The sequence below is a fragment of the Actinomadura formosensis genome (genome assembly GCF_050948385.1).
In the GTDB taxonomy this organism is placed as follows: domain Bacteria; phylum Actinomycetota; class Actinomycetes; order Streptosporangiales; family Streptosporangiaceae; genus Spirillospora; species Spirillospora formosensis.
In genome coordinates, this window is sequence record NZ_CP192011.1 from 1111461 (window position 1) to 1128757 (window position 17297).

Here is a 17297-nt window from a genome sequence, read left to right on the forward strand (position 1 = left end):
CCGACAAAAGTAGTGGGTGCCGCCGTTCTCGGAGGCGTGGCTGGAAATCTGGCACCCCGCAGTCGGAGGTCGCACCGAATCACGACATGTCGGTATCGGTCAAGATTCCTCCGGGTGGTTTACCGGACTCCTTGTGATGATGCACACATTGGACGCCGCGCCGCCGCGGGACGCCCCCGAACCCGGCGGGCGCGCCGCGAGCGGGGCGCTCAGCGGCTAGGCTCGGAGCGGTTTCCCGGCGCATCCAGAGAAGACGGAGTCCATGAGCGATCTTCCGCTGCGTTCGCAGCTGGCCGTCGCGCTCGGTCGTACGGCCGCCAAGATGTCCCGAATGGCGGGCCGCGGGGACGGCTCGGTGATCGGCGGTCGGGTCGGCCTGCGGCTCGACCCCGAACTGCTGACCAGGCTCGCGAAGGACCGCAAGCTCGTCCTCGTCAGCGCGACCAACGGCAAGACGACGACGACCCGGCTGATCACCTCGGCGATGACGCCGCTGGGCGAGGTCGCCACGAACGCGTTCGGCGCGAACATGCCGACCGGGCACGTGTCCGCGCTCGCGTCCGCGCCGTCCGCCCGCTACGGCGTGCTGGAGTGTGACGAGAAGTACGTCCCGATGGTCCTGAAGGAGACCGGGGCGAACGTCGTCGCGCTGATGAACCTGAGCCGCGACCAGATGGACCGTGCCGCCGAGATCTGGCTGCTGGCCGGCAAGTGGCGCCGCGCCCTGGAGGCGTCCCCGACCAGCCACGTCATCGCCAACTGCGACGACCCGCTCGTCACCTGGGGCGCGTCCACCGCCAAGAGCGTCACGTGGGTCGCCGCGGGCCAGCACTGGCGCGAGGACTCCTGGTGCTGCCCCGAGTGCGGCGGCCCCCTCGACCGGCAGGACACCGACGAGGACAGCGACTGGCGCTGCCGCCAGTGCACGTTCGCCCGTCCCCGCCCCGACTGGACGCTGAGGGGCGACACGATCACCGCCCCCGACGGGCGGTCCTACTCGCTCACCGGCCTGTCCCTGCCGGGCCGCGCGAACCGCTCGAACGCGCTGATCGCGCTCGCGGTCGTCGCGCAGTTCGGCGTCCCGCCCGAGCAGGCGCTCCCGCTGCTGTCGCAGGTCACGTCCGTCGCCGGCCGGTACACCACGGTCGAGCACGAGGGGCGCTCCATCCGGCTGCTGCTGTCGAAGAACCCGGCCGGGTGGCTGGAGGCGTTCGACGTCCTGCAGCCCGCGCCCGGCCCCGTCGCCCTGTCGGTCAACGCGCAGGGCCCCGACGGCCGCGACACGTCCTGGCTGTGGGACGTCGACTACCGCATCCTGCGCGGCCGTCCCGTCTGGGTCACCGGCGAACGCCGCATCGACCTCGCCGCCCGGCTGGAGGCCGCCGAGGTGTCCTTCACCGTCGTGGACGACATCGACCAGGCGGTCATGGCCGTCCCGCCCGGACACCTGGACGTGATCGCCAACTACACCGCCTTCCAGACCATCCGAACGAGGTACGGCCGTGTCGTCTGACCGCATCAAAATCGTCTGGATCTACCCGGACCTCCTCAGCACCTACGGCGACCAGGGCAACACGATCGTCCTGGAGCGGCGCGCGGCGCTGCGCGGCATCCCGACCGAGACCGTGCACCTGCGCTCCGACGAGCCCGTCCCCGCCGACGGTGACATCTATCTCCTCGGCGGCGGCGAGGACCGCCCGCAGATCCTCGCGGCGCAGCGGCTGCGGGGCGACGGCGGGCTGGCCCGCGCCGTCCAGTCGGGCGCGGTCGTGTTCGCCGTCTGCGCCGGCTACCAGCTGCTCGGCCACGAGTTCGGCGGCGAGGAGGGCCAGCCCGTCCCCGGCCTCGGCCTCCTCGACATCCGCTCGGGACGCGGCGAGCAGCGCGCCGTCGGCGAGATCGTCGGCGATGTCGCGGCCGAGCTGAACGTCCCGCGCATCACCGGCTTCGAGAACCACCAGGGCGTCACCCACCTCGGCCAGAACGTCCGCCCGTTCGCGAAGGTCGTGCACGGCGTCGGAAACGGTTCCGGTGACGGCTTCGAGGGCGCCTACAGCGGACGCGTCCTCGGCACCTACATGCACGGCCCGGCCCTCGTCCGCAACCCGGGCCTCGCCGACCTGCTGCTCGGCTGGGCGGTCGGCTCGGAGCTGCAGCCGCTGGACAACTCGTGGGCCGACCGCCTGCGCGAGGAGCGCCTGAACGCCGTCCTCAGCTGACCCCGGCCCGCGCCCGGACGGCGGCGGACGCGACAACCCGCCGCCGACCGGGACCGGGTGGGGCTAGCCGGCTTTGCGGGCCATGCCGCGTAGCACGATCTTCTACCCGTTCTGGGCCGTCCACATGAACCCCGAGTACTGGCCCGACCCGCAGAGGTTCGACCCGGACCGGTTCATCCCGGAGGCGGCGGCCGGCACCCCGCGTCAGCCGTCGTAGGGGACGTGCGGGGTCCATTCGCCGTCGGGCCTGCTGACGGCCCGCCACATGGCGTCGGCGATCGGGGCCGGCGAGAACGGGCCCTCCTTGCCGAGCACACCGTTGACCTGCACCGCGACCGCGCGGATCCCGTCCGGCGCCAGGGTGGCGTCCAGGCTGGTGACGAGGTTGCGCACGGCGGCCTTCTGGACGCCCAGCGACGCGGCGCCGTGGAACGGCGTGTCCGCCGCGGCGGACCCGGTGACGAGCACCCGGGCACCCGCCCGCATGAACGGCCGCGCGGCCTGCACGGCGGGCAGCAGCGCCCCGGCCCCGAGCGCCACGTCCTCAAGGAGTTCGGGGACGGTGAGGTGCAGCGGGTCCTTCTCCCGCCACACGCTGGGGTTGAAGTGCAGAAGGTCGATCCGGCCGTGCCGTTCCCCGATTCCGCCGATCACGTCGTGGACGGCCGCGGGATCGGTCAGGTCGACACCCGCCCCTTCCGCGCCGTGCCCCTCGTCCCGCAGCATGGCGGCCAGCGGTTCGGCATGTTCGCTCAGCCGCGCGGCCAGCACCGCGTGATACCCCTCGGCGGCGAACCGCCGGGCGACGGCGAGCCCCAAACCGGGCCCGGCCCCAAGAACGACGCACACGGGTGTGGACATATCGACTCCTGCCTTCCGAAGACCGCTGTGAGCATTCTCCCGAGCCGCACGGTGCGTTCGTCCGCCCCAGGCGGCGCCGCGCGAGGCCGAACACCCAGTCCATCACCTAGGAAACACTCGGCGGCATCTCGGGAGCACTTGTCCGCGCGTGGTATTCCTCTCGGTCGGCCCCGGACGGCTGCTCCGGGATGGTCCGGGGCTCACCGCGCAGCCCAGGGGTCAGCAGCAGGGTGACCGTGATGGAGCCCGCCGCCATGACGGCCATCGCGGTGGCGGACGAGACGTACTGGGCGACCGTTCCGGCGAGGGTGGCGCCGACGCCCTGCATGGTGACCATGCCGGCGGAGTGCAGCCCCAGTGCCTGCCCGTGGACGTCCCTGGGCGTGAGGGCCATGAGGTGGTCCTGGAGGAGCAGGGAGGCGGAGTAGCCGATCGACGCGAGGGTGATGACGGCCACGGCGAGGCCGAACGGCGGGTGCGCCGCGAAGACGAGGTACGGCGCGGCGAGCAGCAGGAGCAGCGGGGCGGCCAGCCGCCGCCTCCACGCCGGCGGGACGAACCGGCCCGTCGCGGTGTCTCCGAGGAGCATCCCCGCGCCGGCGAACGCGAACAGCAGGCCCGCGTGCTGCGGCGAGTACGGGACGAACAGCGCCTCGCAGCCGACGATCAGGCCGTTGGGCACCCACAGGGCCAGGTAGATGTACCGGCGGGGCGGTGAGGACCAGAGCCACGCGTTGGTCCGCCAGGTCGCGGTGATGGACGGCCGCCCGGCGGCGCGTGCGGGGCGGCGGCTCAGCCCGAACCGGGCGACGAGCGCCGTGGCGAGGTAGAGGGCGGCGCCGGCCAGCAGCGTTCCGCGCGGAGACAGGACCGCCACCAGGGCGCCGCCCGCGGCGAACCCGCCGATCTGCATCACTCCGACGGACATGTTCAGCACCGAACGGCCGAGCAGGTAGCCCTCACCGGAGAGGAGCTCGCTGAGCAGCCCGAACCGTACGCCGCCGCCCACCGAACCGGCCAGCCCGAGAAACATGATCACCGCGAAGACGGCCCACAGCGGCAGGCCGGGGACGGCCAGCACGGCGGTGCCCAGCCCGAAGGTGACCGACAGGCTCGTCATCGCGGCGCGCGGCGGCAGCCGGTCGGCCGCCGACAGCAGCGCCGTCGCCCCGACCACCTGGGCCAGGGAGGGGCCGAACATGCTGAACGCGGCCAGCAGCGGTGAGCCGGTGGCGGTGTAGACGAGCGTGCCGAGGGCCAGGCCACTGACGGTCGACGCCGCCACATGCGTCGACGCGGTGGCGAACAGCGGGGTGAATTCGGGCGTGCGGAACAGCCCTCGATAGGTGCTGGGCATGATCGGGAGTCTCACCGTCCCGGCGGCGCGCACGTTAATGTTTCGCCGGGAGGCGAAACATGGGCTGGTGGCAGATCAGCACGGACACCCTGGCGGAGAGCCGGTTCGTCGTCTCGGCGCTGTCGGAGACCACCGCGTGCCTCATCGTCCTGGCGAAAGGAACGGCCGCGCACCCCGGGGAGCGCCAGTGGCTGGCCGCTCACCTGCCCGCCTACCGGGCACGGCTGGCCGGTGACCCGATCACCGCGCTGCTGGTGCGGTCGGCGCTGCGTCCCCGCTATCTCGCCGATTTCGTCACGCCGGCGCCCACCGGCGAGATGAATCCCGCCTTCCACGACGAACTGGTGCAGGTCCGCGAATGGCCGGCCGATCAGGTGCACAAGGACCTGGAGGTCGCGTTGGACGGCCCAGTCCCGGACCGGTTGCACCGGCCGGACCTGGCCGAGCGCATCGCCGACCTGCTGGAGTGGATCTGGACGACGGCGGTCCGGCCGGACTGGGACCGCCGCCGGCGGATCATCGAGGCCGACATCGTCGCGCGGACCGGGCTGCTCGGCCAGGGCGGCTGGGTCACCGCACTCGGCACGATGAGCCCGGGGATGCGCTGGCTGGGGGAGGGCCGCCTCCAGACCAACCAGTACGACTACCCGCCCCGGGACCTCGCGGGCAAACGCCTGCTGTTCGTCCCGGTCACCCCCGTCGTGGGCTGGCTGTGCTGGACGGCCGACCGGTACGCGGTGATCTACCCGTGCTCGGGCGTGCTCGCGGAGCGGGATCCGGTCCCAGTGTCCGACGCGCTCGGCGCGCTGCTGGGACCCGCGCGGGCGCGCGTCCTCGTTCTCCTGGACACGCCCAAGAGCACGACCCAGCTGGTCGCCCTGACCGGTCAGGGACTGGGGTCGGTGGGCCGCCACCTCAAGATCCTGCTCGACGCCAGCCTCATCCGGCGGCGGCGTGCCGGACGCTCCGTGCTGTACGACCGCACCCCGGCCGGCGAGGTCCTCGTAGCCGCACAGACCCGCTGATCACCCGCCTTGCGCCGGGCGACACCCTCCCCTGTTGTCGTCGTGCCGACTCTCCGGCGGGCTACCAGGTGGAGGGGAACATGCGGTGCCTGAGGAGCGCGTCCACCTGGCCGGCGGCGTGCTCGACGTCGTCGCAGGGACACAGGTAGCCGTGCCTCCCGCGTCCGGCCTCGTAGTAGCCCCAGGTCCTGCCGGGCGTGGCCTGGACTTCCACCGGGAGGCGGACGTGGTCGTCGGGGCTGAAGGCGAACACCCACAGCACCGGCGGATGGGTGGGGAACTCGTCGGCCTGGTAGAGCTTGACGTACCGGTACCCCTTGGCCTTGACCGCGTCGGCGAGCAGGTCCAGGTGCCGGATGGCGGTCCTGCGGCCCAGCCAGGTCCGCCACCGCAGCAGGTGGCGGCCCGCCCGGACGGTCAGCGGGCGCATCGAGCCCATACGATCTTCCCCTCCTCGTAGAGCGGGCGGACACCCCAGTCGTGGACGAGCTGTTCCATGAGCAGCAGCCCCCGCCCGCTGGTGGCGTCGTGGTCCTCGCCCCCGATCACGGGAGGGGCGGCGCTCTCGTCCCAGACCTCGATGACGGTGAGCGGCTCCCGCACGTCCGGGAAGACCCGGACCACGATGTGCCCGATACCGACGTGCTTGTAGGAATTCGTAACCAATTCCGTAACCACGAGCCGCCCGACGAAGTCGTCGGCGTGCCCCAGTTCCCGGAACCGCTCGGTGAGATAGCGCCGCGCCATGGCGGGCGCCCGATCAGTCGGCTCCAGCACGAGCGCCGGTCTCTCCGGCGCGAAAGCAATGGTTGGCATCGGTACGACCTCTGGTCAGGCGGGTTCTCGTATCTGTCAGTAAGCCACCCATCGACACAGAGTTATTGTTAACATCCAGAAAGACGCAACATCTTGTTGTTGGTCTGCCGCCCGCGGTTATGTGCGGTTCCCCCTGGTTAAGGAGCGACGAGCATGGCATCCCCCCGACGACGTGCAGTGACGTCCCCCGCGCTGGCCGCGTTCGGCCGGCAGTTCCGGCGGTACCGGGAACGCGCAGGGTTAAGCCAGGCCCGCGTCGCCCAGCGCACCGGCAAGACCGCATCCTTCGTCTCGCAGGTCGAGAGCGGGAAGAAGCGGTGCAAACGCGACTTTGTCGAGATCATGGACCCGGAGCTCAAGGCGGGCGGTGTCCTCCTCAGCCTCTACGACGACCTGAACGGCGACGGCGCCCTGGGCTTCCCGACGTGGTTCGACTGGCCCGAAATCGAGGTTGAGGCAGAGGTTCTGGTCACCTGGCAGCACAGTGTCGTCCCCGGGCTTCTCCAGATCGAGGGCTATGCCCGTACTTTTCTAGGCACGGATGAGGCCGTACTCGCTCGTCTTGCACGGCAAGAGATCCTCACCAGGGACGTGCCTGCTCCGGTATCCCTGATCGCCCTGCTAGGCGAGCATGTACTCCATCACTTCGTGGGGTCTCGGGAGATCATGCGACAACAGCTTGAGCACCTGTTGGCCATGAGCGAACTACCGAACGTAACCATCCAGATAGTGGTGAACGATGACGGCGCCCCCGCTGGCAACGGTGGCTCGTTCGTCCTCGCGACGATGAAAGATCGGAGCGAAGTAGCCTACCTTGAAACTACCGTGCGTGGGATCACCACGGACGACTCAGCCGATCTTGTAGCGATCGCCCGCACACTTGATAGTTTGAGAAGCAGCGCATTGCCGGCAAGCATGTCTCGGGACCTGATTAGAAAGGTGATAGTAGAGAAGTGGACGTGAGTAAAGTGATGTGGCGTAAGGCGAGTTTGAGCACGGAAAACGGTGGCGATTGCGTGGAACTCGCATCTGCGATCGACCAGATCACTGTCCGTGACAGCAAGGACCCCTCCGGCCCCAAAGTTACCATGAGCCGCAATGATTTTCGGCAGTTTGTCGAGAATCTCAAGAACCTCTGAGATTAAACTGCGTGCTCCGGAAGGACGATGAGATGGACCTGAGTAAGGCCGTCTGGTGCAAGGTAAGTTTGAGCACAGAGAATGGTGAAAATTGTGTGGAACTTGCATCTGCGGGAGACCAGATCGCTGTCCGCGACAGCAAGGACCCCGACGGTCCTAAGGTCATCATGAGTCGCGATGACTTCCGCCACTTCGCAGTGACCCTTAAGAACCCCTGGGATTAAGCTACGCGTACCGGAGGGACGGGCCGTGCGGCATTGTGCAAGGCTTCACGCAGCACAGTCCAGAACGACAACCATGTCGAGGTGGCTGGAACTTCGAACGTTGTGGCGTTCCGTAAAAGCAAAGACCCCGATGGCCCCAAGCTCACCATGAACACGAGGCTCTTCAGCGCCTCAGTTAGGCGCTGAAGAGTCTCTCGATGAAAGTCAGCATGCACGGCCGAAGCCATAGAGGAGTGCTCTTGAGTAAAGCTACGTGGCGAAAGTCGTCCTATAGTGGTGCTAACGGCGGAGAATGCGTGGAAGTCGCTAGCGTTCCGGGCACCGTTGCCATCCGTGACAGCAAGGACCCCGCTGGCCCCAAGCTCGTCATGAACCGCAAAGACTTCCAGCGACTCACCGTGACTCTCAAGAACCTCTGAAATTAAACTGCGCGCACCGGAGGGATGACGAGATGGATCTGAGTAAGGCCGTCTGGCGCAAGGCCAGTCGCAGCACCTCCAACGGAGGCAACTGTGTAGAAGTTGCCAGCGTTCCCGGTACCGTTGCCATCCGTGACAGCAAGGACCCCGATGGTCCCAAAGTCATCATGAGTCGCGATGACTTCCGCTGCTTCGCGGCGACCCTCAAAGACCTCTGACGGATGTAGTGGCCGGACGGCTGGCAGCGACTCTGCATGCCGGACGTTCGGCCGCCCTCGCTTGCATGTCGCCACGTCGATGACGCACGCCTACGGTCCCGCGTGCGGTCACGGTCTGCGCCGGCTGGGCGAGCCGCCACCCGACCAGATGGCTCTGCCTACACCACCAAGGGCGCCGAACGCGACAGCTGGCGCAAACGCTGGGGCGTGCCGCCGCCCCCTCCTCATCCATCCGCCCACACCGCGCCCCCTGCCAGTGCGCCGGTATCTTGAAGCGAGCCAATATAACCGGCATCAAACTCCAATTTCCGTTCACCTTATTGGTATGGACGACCGGGGGCTGTAAGGTAGGCATCCCGAAGGTCGATATTTATATCGTACCGTTGACTGGATGCCCGGCGTGGGCGAGTCTTTAAGCAGGCAGTGTGAGTAGCCTCGCGGAGGATGTCATGGCACTCGTGTTCATCGGTATCGACCCTGACACTAACGGCGGTAACTGCCCGTCCGTATGGGTGGACGAGGCAACTGGGGACCTCGTGTTTCAGGGGTGGGAAGTGACTGATCACGCTACGCTGGCCGAAGTGGCGGCGCGGAGCCCGGTCGCGGAGAACGAGAAGGTTGTAAGGCTTCCCGCGCGTATGAAGATGATCATTCAGGAGGCGTGTGGTGGCGGAGCGGCCAACCTTTGACGAACTCTTCGCCGGATGCCGGTATTCGGCCGTGCATCTGGAAATGCGAGACATGTACACGCCTGATGATGAGACGTATCTCGATTGGAAAGCCGGAGTCAAGTTCGATCCCGTCGAGCGGTTCCGTGACTGGTATGATCTGGTAGTCGCGACGGTCGCACGTGGAGTCGACATACGCCGGGCCCGCGTCGTTTCAGAACCGATCACCGACTTCATCCGGCACGAGTACGAGGTCACGCCCGTACTGAACATTCCCGCAGGAGAGAAGGTCCGGTGGTTGCCTCGGAGACGAGCATCAGACCTCGCGCTGCCCGGCAACGACTTCTGGGTGTTCGATGATAAGCTTGTCCGCTTCGGTTTCTTTGCCGGAGACGGCACCTACCTCGGCCACGAAATAACCGAAGACCCGGCCATCGTGAAGTCGTGTTCCAGCGCCTTTGAATCGGTATGGGAGCGCGCAACGGAGCACGGGTCCTACCGGCCGATGTGATGAACGACTTCACTGGTGACGCCAGGACGGTCTTACAGGTCGACACTGTGCACGGTGACATATTTGTGCGCAAGGGTGCTGATAATTTTCCAGTGCCTCGGCAGTTGCCTGTGAGACCGAATTGCTTCGTCAACCGAGCCGTTGAGTTTCGGGTGCTGCATGAGGTCCTGGAGAGAAATCGTACAGGGGACGACGAGCGCACCGCCTTGGCGAGGGTCTACGCGTTAATCGGATCGCCGGGCATCGGTAAGACGGCACTGGCTCTGCACTGGGCTCATCAAGTTCGCGACCGCTTTCCCGACGGCGATCTTTATATGGATCTTCAGGGATACGGGCCGGTTTCCTCGATCGCTCCGCTACATGCACTCGATGCCTTTCTTCGTGCACTGGGAATCCCCGCTGACAGGGTTCCGGAGACTCTTGAAGAGCGCGCGTCGCTCTACCGATCGACCTTGAACGGCAAGCGCGTTCTCGTATTCATAGACAACGCGTCTTCCTCCAAGCAGGTTCGTCCCCTCTTGCCTGCGTCACCGGATTGTTTCACCGTCGTAACCAGCCGTAGCACACTCCCTGGACTGGTAGCGCGAGAAGGAGCGCTGCGCGTGACCCTGGGCTTCCTCTCTTCAGAAGAATCAGTTGAGCTTCTATCTCAGATACGGCAGCTGTAGATCGTGAATTTGGGGATGTCGCTGCTGGTCAGCGGGGCAGCTTGAGATGATCACGATCGGGTGGAGTCCCGGACATGCGGGACGGCCGCCGTGATCTTTGCTTTGTGTGACGAAAACCAAAACCCCGACGACCGTCGGGGGCACGATAGCGCATGCCGAACAGCAGCGGCGGGCCCGGTTTCTGGACGCGGTGATGACCCGGATCGCGGGGTGTTTCCGCAGGTGTGAGCCGCGACGGCTGGCCCGGGAGTTCGTGCTGGGCCTGCTGATGGAGCTGGAGGACCACAACTGCTGGACCTTGGGCGAGGCGCTCGGGCACACAGGCCCGCACCGGCTGCAGCACCTGCTGTCGAGGGCGAAATGGGACGAGCGGCAGGTCCTGGACGAGGTCGCGGCCTGGGCCGTTGAACACTTGACCGGCGGCGACGGTGGCGCCGACGGTGACCAGGACGCGGTGTTCATCGTGGACGAGACCGGCGACGCCAAATCCTCCACCGATTGTGTCGGGGCGGCGCGCCAGTATTCGGGGAGCCTGGGCGGGGTCGCGTTGTGCCAGGTGACGGTGAATCTCACCTACGCCACCGGCCATGGCCACACCATCATCGACCGCCGCCTGTACCTGCCCAGAGACTGGGCGGCCGATGAGGAACGCCGCGAGCTGGCCGGTGTCCCCGAACAGGTCGAGTTCGCCACCAAACCGCAGTTGGCCGCCGCGATGCTCGCCCGCGCCCGCGGCCGCGGGATAGGCGCCGGGTTCGTGGCCGGGGACGAGGTCTACGGCGGCCGAGACCTGCGCACCTGCGTCCGGAGCCTGGGCATGGGCTATGTGATGGCCGTCAAGCACGACCACACCGTGGCCCTCGGCCCGCACACCACCACCGCCCGCAGGGCCGTCCGGCTGATCAGTGACGGCGGGTGGCAGCGCATGCGCACCGGCACCGGGACCAAAGGCGTCCGCTCCTACGACTGGGCCATGCTCGCCATCACACCCGACGACACCCCCGACAGCCACCAGGCCGGTGACCAGGCCGGATGCACGGTCCTGCTGGTGCGCCGGCACCGCTACACCCGCAAACTGTCCTACTACCGCTGCTACAGCCCGACCCCGGTGCCGCTGGCCCGGCTGGTGGCCATCGCCACCGTCCGCTGGAAGATCGAAGAAGACCACCAGCTCGCCAAACAGGCCTGCGGCCTGGACAAAGGCCAGACCACCCGCTGGGTCTCCTGGCACCGCTGGACCTGCCTGGCCCTGCTCGCCTACACCTACCTCGCCGTCACCACCGCCACCGAACGCCACCCCGGCGACCCCGAATTGATCCCCATCACCGTCCCCGAACTGCTACGGCTCATCCGGGGGACCGTCGTACCCCCGCCCCGCACCGACCCCCAGCACCGACACGCATGGTCACTATGGCGCCGACGCCACCAGCAACGAGCCCGAGCCTGCCACCACGCCTGGCACACCTACGCCGAAACCACCCCATGATCACAGCAGGTCAGAGCCGAAATTACAGCTGCCGTATCAGATCGTAGGACGGTCACGTGTAGAACCCGAGTTGTCGGCGGCTTTTCAGATCGCCGAGTTGTGCGGTCATCTGCCGCTGGCGTTGCGGATAGTCGGAGAGCGTATTTCCGCCAGACCTCATATCTCTCTGCCGGAAGTCGTCGGTGAGTTAGTCAACGAACAGAACAGGCTTGATGCCCTCGCCTCCCTCGAGGATGAGCTAAGCGACACTCGGACCGCGTTCTCATGGTCCTACCGTGCGTTGACGCCCGAGTTGCGACAATCCTTCCGGAGGATCGGCCTGCACGCCGGCCCGGATATCGGCCCCGGCGCGGCCGCCGCGTTGATCGGCACGACCGTCGTAACCGCAAAAAGGCGGCTGCACACGCTGACCGGTGTTCATCTTCTTCAGGAGGTGCAGCCCAATCGATTCCACATGCACGATCTTTTGAAGTCGTACGTACTGGAACTCGCCCAGGAGGAGGACACTCGAGAGGAACGTACACAGACCGTACGGCGAGGGCTGACGTGGTATCTCCTCTCCACCGATGCCCGGCGACGGGCGGCGCTACCCCATTCCGCGATGGTTCCACTCGTTCCAGATGACGATATCGAGGTTGCAGAGAAAGTCGGAAGTTCCGCCGACGCAACACGCTGGTTCGCGGAGGAACGGGCGAACATCGTCGCGGCTTTGAATCAATCAATAGAATACGGCCAGTTCGACATAACCTGGAAACTGGCCACGGTTGCAAGCGGCCTTCTAGAGTTGCAGTCCTACTGGACTGACTGGGAAGAGGGAATGCGACTGGGGTTGCGGGCCGCTCGAACCATCGGAGATACCTATGGCGAGGCCGTCTGCAACCTCATCCTCGCCGATGCCGTCTGGCGCGCCGGCCGACCCGACGAGGCCGCGACGCACTACCAGGTAACGGCGAGCATGGCGGATGTGATCTCGGCAGGCTGGATGCGAGGGTTCGCGCTACGCGGACTGGGACTTCTCCGGGAAGAGCGCGCGGACTTCATCTCAGCGCAGGAGTACTTCCAACAGGCGCTGCGTGTCTTCCGCGCGGCCGGTCCTCGGCGCGGTGAAGGCATGTCCCTGCTGAGTCTGGGCAAGTGCGCACGGGCACTCCATGACCTGCCGCGCTCGATTGAACTCCTGGAACAAGCGGCCCTCATCTTCGAAGTCATTGACGACCAATGGACGCTCGCCTACGGAAAACTACCGCTGGCCACGAGCCTCCTTGAAGCCGGTCGAACCGAAGAGGCCATCTCCCACCTCCGTCAGGCTGCCGAGTCCTTCGCTGCCTTCCGTGACCGCCGCAGCGAGGCCCTGGCCCTGGAATCACTCGCGGAAGCACTTCACCAGGCCGACCGAACAGCGGAAGCACTCAACTGCCGGCGTCGCGCGGCGGAACTCTACGAAGCCCTGGCGAACCCCCGCCACACGGAGATCGAGCGTCGCCTCGAAGACCTGACCTGAGCCTGGACGGCCAGGCGTGGGATGCATGACGGCCGTCCGCCGACACAGGTCTGAACGGCTTGGGCGACGTCCGCGATGGTGGACGGCCAATGTGACGTGCGGTCCGCGAGCATGCTCGGCCACTGCCGACCCGCCGTTCATCGTGCACGCACCCAACGGACCTGGCTACCACGGGGCCTGCCGGACCATTGCGTGACGGCGGTGACTCTCTGGCGAGGCATGTCGTCACGGCGTCGGCGCCTCGAACCGCCGGCGCCGTGACGGAATGCCGACCTGGCGGATGCACGGCCGACGATACGGACCCACCTGGCACGGGGCGGCTTCAGCTGTCGTGGCCGACACCGTGATCGGGTGCGCTCATGTCCCCTGTCCCGGGCGTGCCGCCGGCGAGTCCGTAGCACAGGTACACGGTGCCCTTCGGACTGGCTGCCGGTGGTTTGAGGAGTGTGAGGTTCGTGGGCACCTCGCCGCCGTCGAACACCTTCTTCCCGACGCCGAGCACGATCGGGTGCACCCAGAGGTCGAGGCGGTCGAAGAGCTTCTCGTGCAGGAGGGTCTGCACCAGGTTCAGGCTCCCGACGACCTTCACGTGCTCGTGCCGGTCGCGGATCTCGCGCACCGCGCCGGCCAGATCCGGGCCGAGCTGCGTGGACCCGGCCCACGGCAGGTCGGGCTTGCCGCGGGAGGCCACGTACTTGGGGACGCTGTTGAAGAGCACGGCGATCTCGTTGTCCTCGCCGCCCTCCTGGTGCGGCCAGTAGGCGGCGAAGATGTCATACGTCCGCCGGCCGAGCAGGAGGGCGTCGGTGCCCTCGTACGCGGCACCGATCTGTGCCCCGGCGACCTCGTCCAGCAGGGGCGCCTGCCAGCCGCCGAACGGGAACCCCACCGGATCCTCGTCAGGGCCGCCGGGCGCCTGCCCGACGAGGTCGAGGGTTGCGAACATCTCGATATCGATGAGGCCCATGCCTTACTCCCGATGAGTTGGTCGTCTCGGTCGGGAGGTAGACCTGTGGACGCCGGCAGACTCATTGCTGCGACGGCACCCAATCCTTGCGATGCCCGGCAGCAGGGCTCGGCAGGTATGCCGTGCGCCTTGATCCAGGCCCGCACGTCCGATTCCTCGAACAGCACATGCCGACCGATCTTGAAGCGCGCAGCACGGTGCCCTGCTCACACCACCAGGCAGGGACACCGCACCGGCACTCCCCGCTCACAATAGATCACAGAACGCGTCCAAGCCGGGTGGCCGCCCCGCGTCCAGCGTCACCGCAGGTCACCGGCGCGATCTACGGCTGTGGCACGGGCGCTGATTTCCAATGTCGTCGCCGTCCGTAACAGCAAAGACCCACACGGACCGAAGCTCATGGTGAGTCGCCGCGACGTCGGTGACGCACGTCCACGGTCCTGCGCGCGGCCACGGCCTGCGCCGACCGGGCGGGCTTCAGGTGCGGCTCGTCAGCGGTGCCGGTGGGTGTTGAGGCGGGCGGCCTGGCGCGTCAGGTGGTCGCGTTCGGTGAGGTTGGGTGCCTTCTGGGCCGCCTCGGCGTACAGCCGTGCCGCCGTCGCCAGGTCGCCGTCGCGCTCGTGGAGATACGCCGCCACCGCGGCGTATCGGGGTAGTGAGGCGTCCAGCGCCGCGAGCGCCGCCAGGCCGGCGCGTGGTCCGTCGGCCTCGCCGACGGCCACCGCGCGGTTGAGCCGGACGACCGGGCTGTCGGTCAGGCGCGCGAGCTCGTCGTACCACTCGACGATCTGTACCCAGTCGGTCTCCTCGGCGGTGGGCGCGTCGGCGTGCAGTGCCGCGATGGCGGCCTGGGCCTGGAACTCGCCCAGCCGGTCGCGGGCGAGGGCCGCCTGCAGGATTTCGACGCCCTCGGCGATCAACGTGGTGTCCCACCGGCCGCGGTCCTGCTCGGCGAGCGGTACCAGGCTGCCGTCGGGCGCGGTCCGGGCGGCGCGCCGGGCGTGGTGGAGCAGCATGAGGGCGAGCAGCCCCGCCACCTCGGGATGGTCGATCGCGGCGGCGAGCCGCCGGGTGAGCCGGATGGCCTCGGCGGCCAGGTCGACGTCGCCGGAGTAGCCCTCGTTGAAGACCAGGTAGAGGACGCGCAGCACGGTGGCGACGTCGCCGGGCTGGTCGAACCGCACGCCGGAGACGGTGCGTTTGGCCCGGCTGATGCGCTGCGCCATGGTCGCCTCGGGCACCAGGTAGGCCTGGGCGATCTGGCGGGTGGTCAGCCCGCCGACGGCGCGCAGCGTGAGCGCGACCGCGGACGACGGCGTCAGCGACGGGTGGGCGCACAGGAAGTAGAGCTGGAGCGTGTCGTCCACCGCGGGCGCGGGCCCGGGGGCAGGCTCCTCGTCCACGAGGTCCTCGCGTCGGCGGCGGGCGGCGTCCGCCCGGGTCGTGTCGAGGAACCGGCGCCAGGCCACGGTGACCAGCCAGCCCTTCGGGTCCCGGGGCGGGTCGGCCGGCCAGACGCGGACCGCCTCGACCAGCGCGTCCTGCACGGCGTCCTCGGCCGCCGCGAAGTCGGCTCCGCGGCGGACGAGGATCGCCAGGACGTTCGGCGTGAGGCTCCGGAGCAGGACCTCGTTCACCTGAGATGTCACTCCGTGATGGTGGGCGGCGCGGTCAGGAACGGGCGCACCTCCAGCCACTCGTGGATCGGCCTGCCGCCCGCCCCGGGGGCGGCCGACAGCTCCCCGGCCAGCTCGACGGCGCGCTCGTAGCCGTCGACGTCGATCACCATCCAGCCGGCGATGAGGTCCTTGGTCTCGGCGAACGGGCCGTCGGTGACCGGCGGGCGGCCCTCGCCGTCGTACCGGACCCACGTCCCCTCGGGTGCGAGTGCCTGACCGTCGACGAACTCGCCGGTCTCCTCCAGCCGGGCCGCGAAGTCGTTCATGTACTGGACGTGGGCCGAGATCTCCTCCGGCGTCCACCGGTCCATCGGCACGTTGTTGACCGAAGCCGGGGCGCCGCGGTAGTGCTTGAGCAGCAGGTACTTGGCCATCGGGTCTCTCCTCGATGCTGGTGCGACCCATTCTGGTCGCGTTCACACCGGGGACGGAGCCGGTTCCGGGTTCTCGACATCGCCGCCCGATTTTTTTTGGGGCTCTCGTAGATGAGCCTCGGACCGATGAGCTGTCCGGCGTGGAGGGCATGCACCTCTCGACCTCGCCTGCGCCCCTGACCGGCGTCTGCGTGCGCGGCTGCTCGATCTGCACCGCCACCAGCCCCACCCCCGGCCGGCCCGCTCGAACCATCCGGGGGACGGCCGTGCGGGCGGGCCGGGGCCTTGGTCAGCTTTGCCGCAGCGCCGTGAGACCCTTCTCCAGATCTTCTCGGGTCATCACCGGCTGGATCTCGACCTTCGCGCCCAGCTCCTGGAAAAGCGGCTCGGCGATGCTCGGCAGCATTGAGCTGTCCTGCATGTCGAAGACCACGGTGCAGGCGCGTCCGCCCTCGCCAGGGCCGAAGTAGACCGCTTCAGGATTGAGCCGATCCATCATTGAATTGAGGATCTCCGGAAGTTTTCCGCTTTTGAGCGCCTCGTTTGAAGCCTTGGTGTCCATGTGCGCTCTCAGCATGGCTCTCATCGCGTCGTTCTCTCCCGGACGGCCGGGTCGGTGCGGTCCGGTCCGCGCTCGCTGGAACCCGGCCGCTGTCCCGACCCCTCTCCCCTCGGTGAAATGGGCAACCATCCCGAGGGTGTGCCACTGGCGGTCTGCTCTCCGCCGGCCCTCGTGGCCGCCGCCTGGACGGCTCGCGCGGGTGAATTGCGCGGAGTCGGCCCGCGCATGGCCGATCTCGCCGGGCGTCTCATGCTCCGCCGGCGGGCAGGAGGTCGGTATCGACTCGCCGTCGAGATCGGCGGTGCCGCAGAAACCGCTGACCGAGACGTCCCAGCGGTTCGGGCGAAGAGGACAACGCCCCGCCTTCTGAGTGGGATCTTCCGGTCTGAGGTGATGAGGAAGAATTGCGTCCTCGACAACCCCGCGCGGCCTTCCTGTCATTTGCTGCGTATCGCCGGGTCGGCGTTGCCAAGCGGCTGATCCGCCGCATAACCGACTCTCGGGCATTCGCGGGTGAGACGTGCCGACAGGGGCGATCAGGGAATAGCCGACCCGGACGAACTCCACCCATAGGGCAGCCCGGCCAATATCCTCCGCTCGCGC

The 17297-nt window shown here is 67.8% G+C and carries 23 protein-coding genes; 15 read left to right on the plus strand and 8 right to left on the minus strand.

Features of this window, described 5'->3' with window-relative positions; all coding sequences use genetic code 11:
- The first annotated feature begins 262 nt into the window (after positions 1 to 262).
- The 3 genes from ACQP1N_RS05140 (at position 263) to ACQP1N_RS05150 (ending at position 2436) form a co-directional block, all read left to right on the plus strand.
- Positions 263 to 1513, plus strand: coding sequence for a Mur ligase family protein (locus tag ACQP1N_RS05140; protein ID WP_067793284.1), 1251 nt, complete (start codon positions 263 to 265; stop codon positions 1511 to 1513).
- Entirely contained in the window at positions 1503 to 2219 is a 717-nt protein-coding gene (locus ACQP1N_RS05145) for a type 1 glutamine amidotransferase (RefSeq protein WP_067793283.1), read from the plus strand. Before ACQP1N_RS05140 ends, ACQP1N_RS05145 begins: the two co-directional genes overlap by 11 nt.
- Before the next feature lie 82 nt (positions 2220 to 2301).
- Positions 2302 to 2436, plus strand: a complete 135-nt coding sequence (locus tag ACQP1N_RS05150) for a cytochrome P450 (protein ID WP_433229392.1) — start codon at positions 2302 to 2304, stop codon at positions 2434 to 2436.
- Here ACQP1N_RS05150 and ACQP1N_RS05155 read toward each other — a convergent pair.
- Positions 2424 to 3080, minus strand: a complete 657-nt coding sequence (locus ACQP1N_RS05155; protein ID WP_433229394.1) for an SDR family oxidoreductase — start codon at positions 3078 to 3080, stop codon at positions 2424 to 2426. The two genes, ACQP1N_RS05150 and ACQP1N_RS05155, sit on opposite strands and share 13 nt — an antisense overlap.
- 106 nt (positions 3081 to 3186) lie before the next feature.
- Complete coding sequence (locus ACQP1N_RS05160; protein ID WP_433229396.1) at positions 3187 to 4437, minus strand: MFS transporter; 1251 nt, start codon at positions 4435 to 4437, stop codon at positions 3187 to 3189.
- Positions 4438 to 4496: 59 nt separating this feature from the next.
- Between ACQP1N_RS05160 and ACQP1N_RS05165 the strand changes: the two genes are divergently transcribed.
- On the plus strand, positions 4497 to 5462 hold the full coding sequence (locus ACQP1N_RS05165) for an ArsR/SmtB family transcription factor (protein ID WP_433229397.1): 966 nt from the start codon (positions 4497 to 4499) through the stop codon (positions 5460 to 5462).
- 61 nt (positions 5463 to 5523) lie between these two features.
- On the opposite strand, the gene ACQP1N_RS05170 is transcribed toward ACQP1N_RS05165, so the two are convergent.
- Both ACQP1N_RS05170 and ACQP1N_RS05175 read right to left on the minus strand, forming a co-directional pair.
- Positions 5524 to 5901 (minus strand): hypothetical protein, encoded by a 378-nt coding sequence (locus ACQP1N_RS05170; RefSeq protein ID WP_433229398.1) that lies wholly within the window; start codon positions 5899 to 5901, stop codon positions 5524 to 5526.
- Positions 5880 to 6278: an ATP-binding protein gene (locus ACQP1N_RS05175; RefSeq protein WP_433229399.1), complete on the minus strand. Its 399-nt coding sequence runs from the start codon at positions 6276 to 6278 to the stop codon at positions 5880 to 5882. Before ACQP1N_RS05175 ends, ACQP1N_RS05170 begins: the two co-directional genes overlap by 22 nt.
- Positions 6279 to 6431: 153 nt before the next feature.
- Between ACQP1N_RS05175 and ACQP1N_RS05180 the strand changes: the two genes are divergently transcribed.
- From ACQP1N_RS05180 to ACQP1N_RS05230, 11 genes are all read left to right on the plus strand, one after another.
- Entirely contained in the window at positions 6432 to 7241 is an 810-nt protein-coding gene (locus ACQP1N_RS05180) for a helix-turn-helix domain-containing protein (RefSeq protein ID WP_433229400.1), read from the plus strand.
- Positions 7238 to 7417, plus strand: coding sequence for a DUF397 domain-containing protein (locus ACQP1N_RS05185; RefSeq protein WP_433229402.1), 180 nt, complete (start codon positions 7238 to 7240; stop codon positions 7415 to 7417). Before ACQP1N_RS05180 ends, ACQP1N_RS05185 begins: the two co-directional genes overlap by 4 nt.
- 32 nt (positions 7418 to 7449) lie before the next feature.
- A complete protein-coding gene (locus ACQP1N_RS05190; protein ID WP_433229404.1) occupies positions 7450 to 7641 on the plus strand; it encodes a DUF397 domain-containing protein in 192 nt (63 codons plus the stop codon).
- A gap of 81 nt (positions 7642 to 7722) precedes the next feature.
- Positions 7723 to 7827 carry a hypothetical protein gene (locus tag ACQP1N_RS05195; protein WP_433229406.1) on the plus strand — a complete coding sequence of 35 codons (105 nt, stop codon included), beginning with the start codon at positions 7723 to 7725 and terminating at the stop codon, positions 7825 to 7827.
- 23 nt (positions 7828 to 7850) lie between these two features.
- Complete coding sequence (locus ACQP1N_RS05200; protein ID WP_433232578.1) at positions 7851 to 8060, plus strand: DUF397 domain-containing protein; 210 nt, start codon at positions 7851 to 7853, stop codon at positions 8058 to 8060.
- A 32-nt stretch (positions 8061 to 8092) separates the two neighbouring features.
- Positions 8093 to 8278 carry a DUF397 domain-containing protein gene (locus ACQP1N_RS05205; protein ID WP_433229408.1) on the plus strand — a complete coding sequence of 62 codons (186 nt, stop codon included), beginning with the start codon at positions 8093 to 8095 and terminating at the stop codon, positions 8276 to 8278.
- A gap of 449 nt (positions 8279 to 8727) precedes the next feature.
- Entirely contained in the window at positions 8728 to 8967 is a 240-nt protein-coding gene (locus ACQP1N_RS05210; protein WP_067793366.1) for a hypothetical protein, read from the plus strand.
- Positions 8945 to 9457, plus strand: coding sequence for a DUF6879 family protein (locus ACQP1N_RS05215; protein ID WP_433229409.1), 513 nt, complete (start codon positions 8945 to 8947; stop codon positions 9455 to 9457). The genes ACQP1N_RS05210 and ACQP1N_RS05215 overlap by 23 nt, the downstream gene beginning before the upstream one ends.
- Entirely contained in the window at positions 9457 to 10125 is a 669-nt protein-coding gene (locus ACQP1N_RS05220) for a hypothetical protein (RefSeq protein ID WP_433229410.1), read from the plus strand. Before ACQP1N_RS05215 ends, ACQP1N_RS05220 begins: the two co-directional genes overlap by 1 nt.
- A 106-nt stretch (positions 10126 to 10231) precedes the next feature.
- Positions 10232 to 11611, plus strand: a complete 1380-nt coding sequence (locus ACQP1N_RS05225) for an IS701 family transposase (RefSeq protein WP_433225973.1) — start codon at positions 10232 to 10234, stop codon at positions 11609 to 11611.
- Positions 11612 to 11681: 70 nt separating this feature from the next.
- Positions 11682 to 13112, plus strand: a complete 1431-nt coding sequence (locus ACQP1N_RS05230) for a tetratricopeptide repeat protein (RefSeq protein ID WP_067793267.1) — start codon at positions 11682 to 11684, stop codon at positions 13110 to 13112.
- Positions 13113 to 13434: 322 nt separating this feature from the next.
- Here ACQP1N_RS05230 and ACQP1N_RS05235 read toward each other — a convergent pair whose 3' ends face one another.
- From ACQP1N_RS05235 to ACQP1N_RS05250, 4 genes are all read right to left on the minus strand, one after another.
- Positions 13435 to 14079, minus strand: a complete 645-nt coding sequence (locus ACQP1N_RS05235) for a dihydrofolate reductase family protein (RefSeq protein WP_433229412.1) — start codon at positions 14077 to 14079, stop codon at positions 13435 to 13437.
- A 491-nt stretch (positions 14080 to 14570) separates the two neighbouring features.
- Positions 14571 to 15716 (minus strand): RNA polymerase sigma factor, encoded by a 1146-nt coding sequence (locus ACQP1N_RS05240; protein WP_067793264.1) that lies wholly within the window; start codon positions 15714 to 15716, stop codon positions 14571 to 14573.
- Between the two features lie 8 nt (positions 15717 to 15724).
- Positions 15725 to 16132, minus strand: a complete 408-nt coding sequence (locus tag ACQP1N_RS05245; protein ID WP_067793261.1) for a YciI family protein — start codon at positions 16130 to 16132, stop codon at positions 15725 to 15727.
- Between the two features lie 289 nt (positions 16133 to 16421).
- Entirely contained in the window at positions 16422 to 16694 is a 273-nt protein-coding gene (locus ACQP1N_RS05250) for a hypothetical protein (protein ID WP_207393927.1), read from the minus strand.
- Positions 16695 to 17297 lie beyond the last annotated feature (603 nt).

Bases quoted from the DNA above. Each gene is read 5' to 3' on its own strand.
- ACQP1N_RS05140 (WP_067793284.1), top strand. From the start codon at position 263: ATGAGCGATCTTCCGCTGCGTTCGCAGCTGGCCGTCGCGCTCGGTCGT.
- ACQP1N_RS05150 (WP_433229392.1), top strand. From the start codon at position 2,302: ATGCCGCGTAGCACGATCTTCTACCCGTTCTGGGCCGTCCACATGAAC.
- ACQP1N_RS05155 (WP_433229394.1), bottom strand. From the start codon at position 3,080: ATGTCCACACCCGTGTGCGTCGTTCTTGGGGCCGGGCCCGGTTTGGGG.
- ACQP1N_RS05160 (WP_433229396.1), bottom strand. From the start codon at position 4,437: ATGCCCAGCACCTATCGAGGGCTGTTCCGCACGCCCGAATTCACCCCG.
- ACQP1N_RS05165 (WP_433229397.1), top strand. From the start codon at position 4,497: ATGGGCTGGTGGCAGATCAGCACGGACACCCTGGCGGAGAGCCGGTTC.
- ACQP1N_RS05170 (WP_433229398.1), bottom strand. From the start codon at position 5,901: ATGGGCTCGATGCGCCCGCTGACCGTCCGGGCGGGCCGCCACCTGCTG.
- ACQP1N_RS05175 (WP_433229399.1), bottom strand. From the start codon at position 6,278: ATGCCAACCATTGCTTTCGCGCCGGAGAGACCGGCGCTCGTGCTGGAG.
- ACQP1N_RS05180 (WP_433229400.1), top strand. From the start codon at position 6,432: ATGGCATCCCCCCGACGACGTGCAGTGACGTCCCCCGCGCTGGCCGCG.
- ACQP1N_RS05190 (WP_433229404.1), top strand. From the start codon at position 7,450: ATGGACCTGAGTAAGGCCGTCTGGTGCAAGGTAAGTTTGAGCACAGAG.
- ACQP1N_RS05200 (WP_433232578.1), top strand. From the start codon at position 7,851: ATGCACGGCCGAAGCCATAGAGGAGTGCTCTTGAGTAAAGCTACGTGG.
- ACQP1N_RS05205 (WP_433229408.1), top strand. From the start codon at position 8,093: ATGGATCTGAGTAAGGCCGTCTGGCGCAAGGCCAGTCGCAGCACCTCC.
- ACQP1N_RS05210 (WP_067793366.1), top strand. From the start codon at position 8,728: ATGGCACTCGTGTTCATCGGTATCGACCCTGACACTAACGGCGGTAAC.
- ACQP1N_RS05220 (WP_433229410.1), top strand. From the start codon at position 9,457: ATGAACGACTTCACTGGTGACGCCAGGACGGTCTTACAGGTCGACACT.
- ACQP1N_RS05235 (WP_433229412.1), bottom strand. From the start codon at position 14,079: ATGGGCCTCATCGATATCGAGATGTTCGCAACCCTCGACCTCGTCGGG.
- ACQP1N_RS05245 (WP_067793261.1), bottom strand. From the start codon at position 16,132: ATGGCCAAGTACCTGCTGCTCAAGCACTACCGCGGCGCCCCGGCTTCG.
- ACQP1N_RS05250 (WP_207393927.1), bottom strand. From the start codon at position 16,694: ATGGACACCAAGGCTTCAAACGAGGCGCTCAAAAGCGGAAAACTTCCG.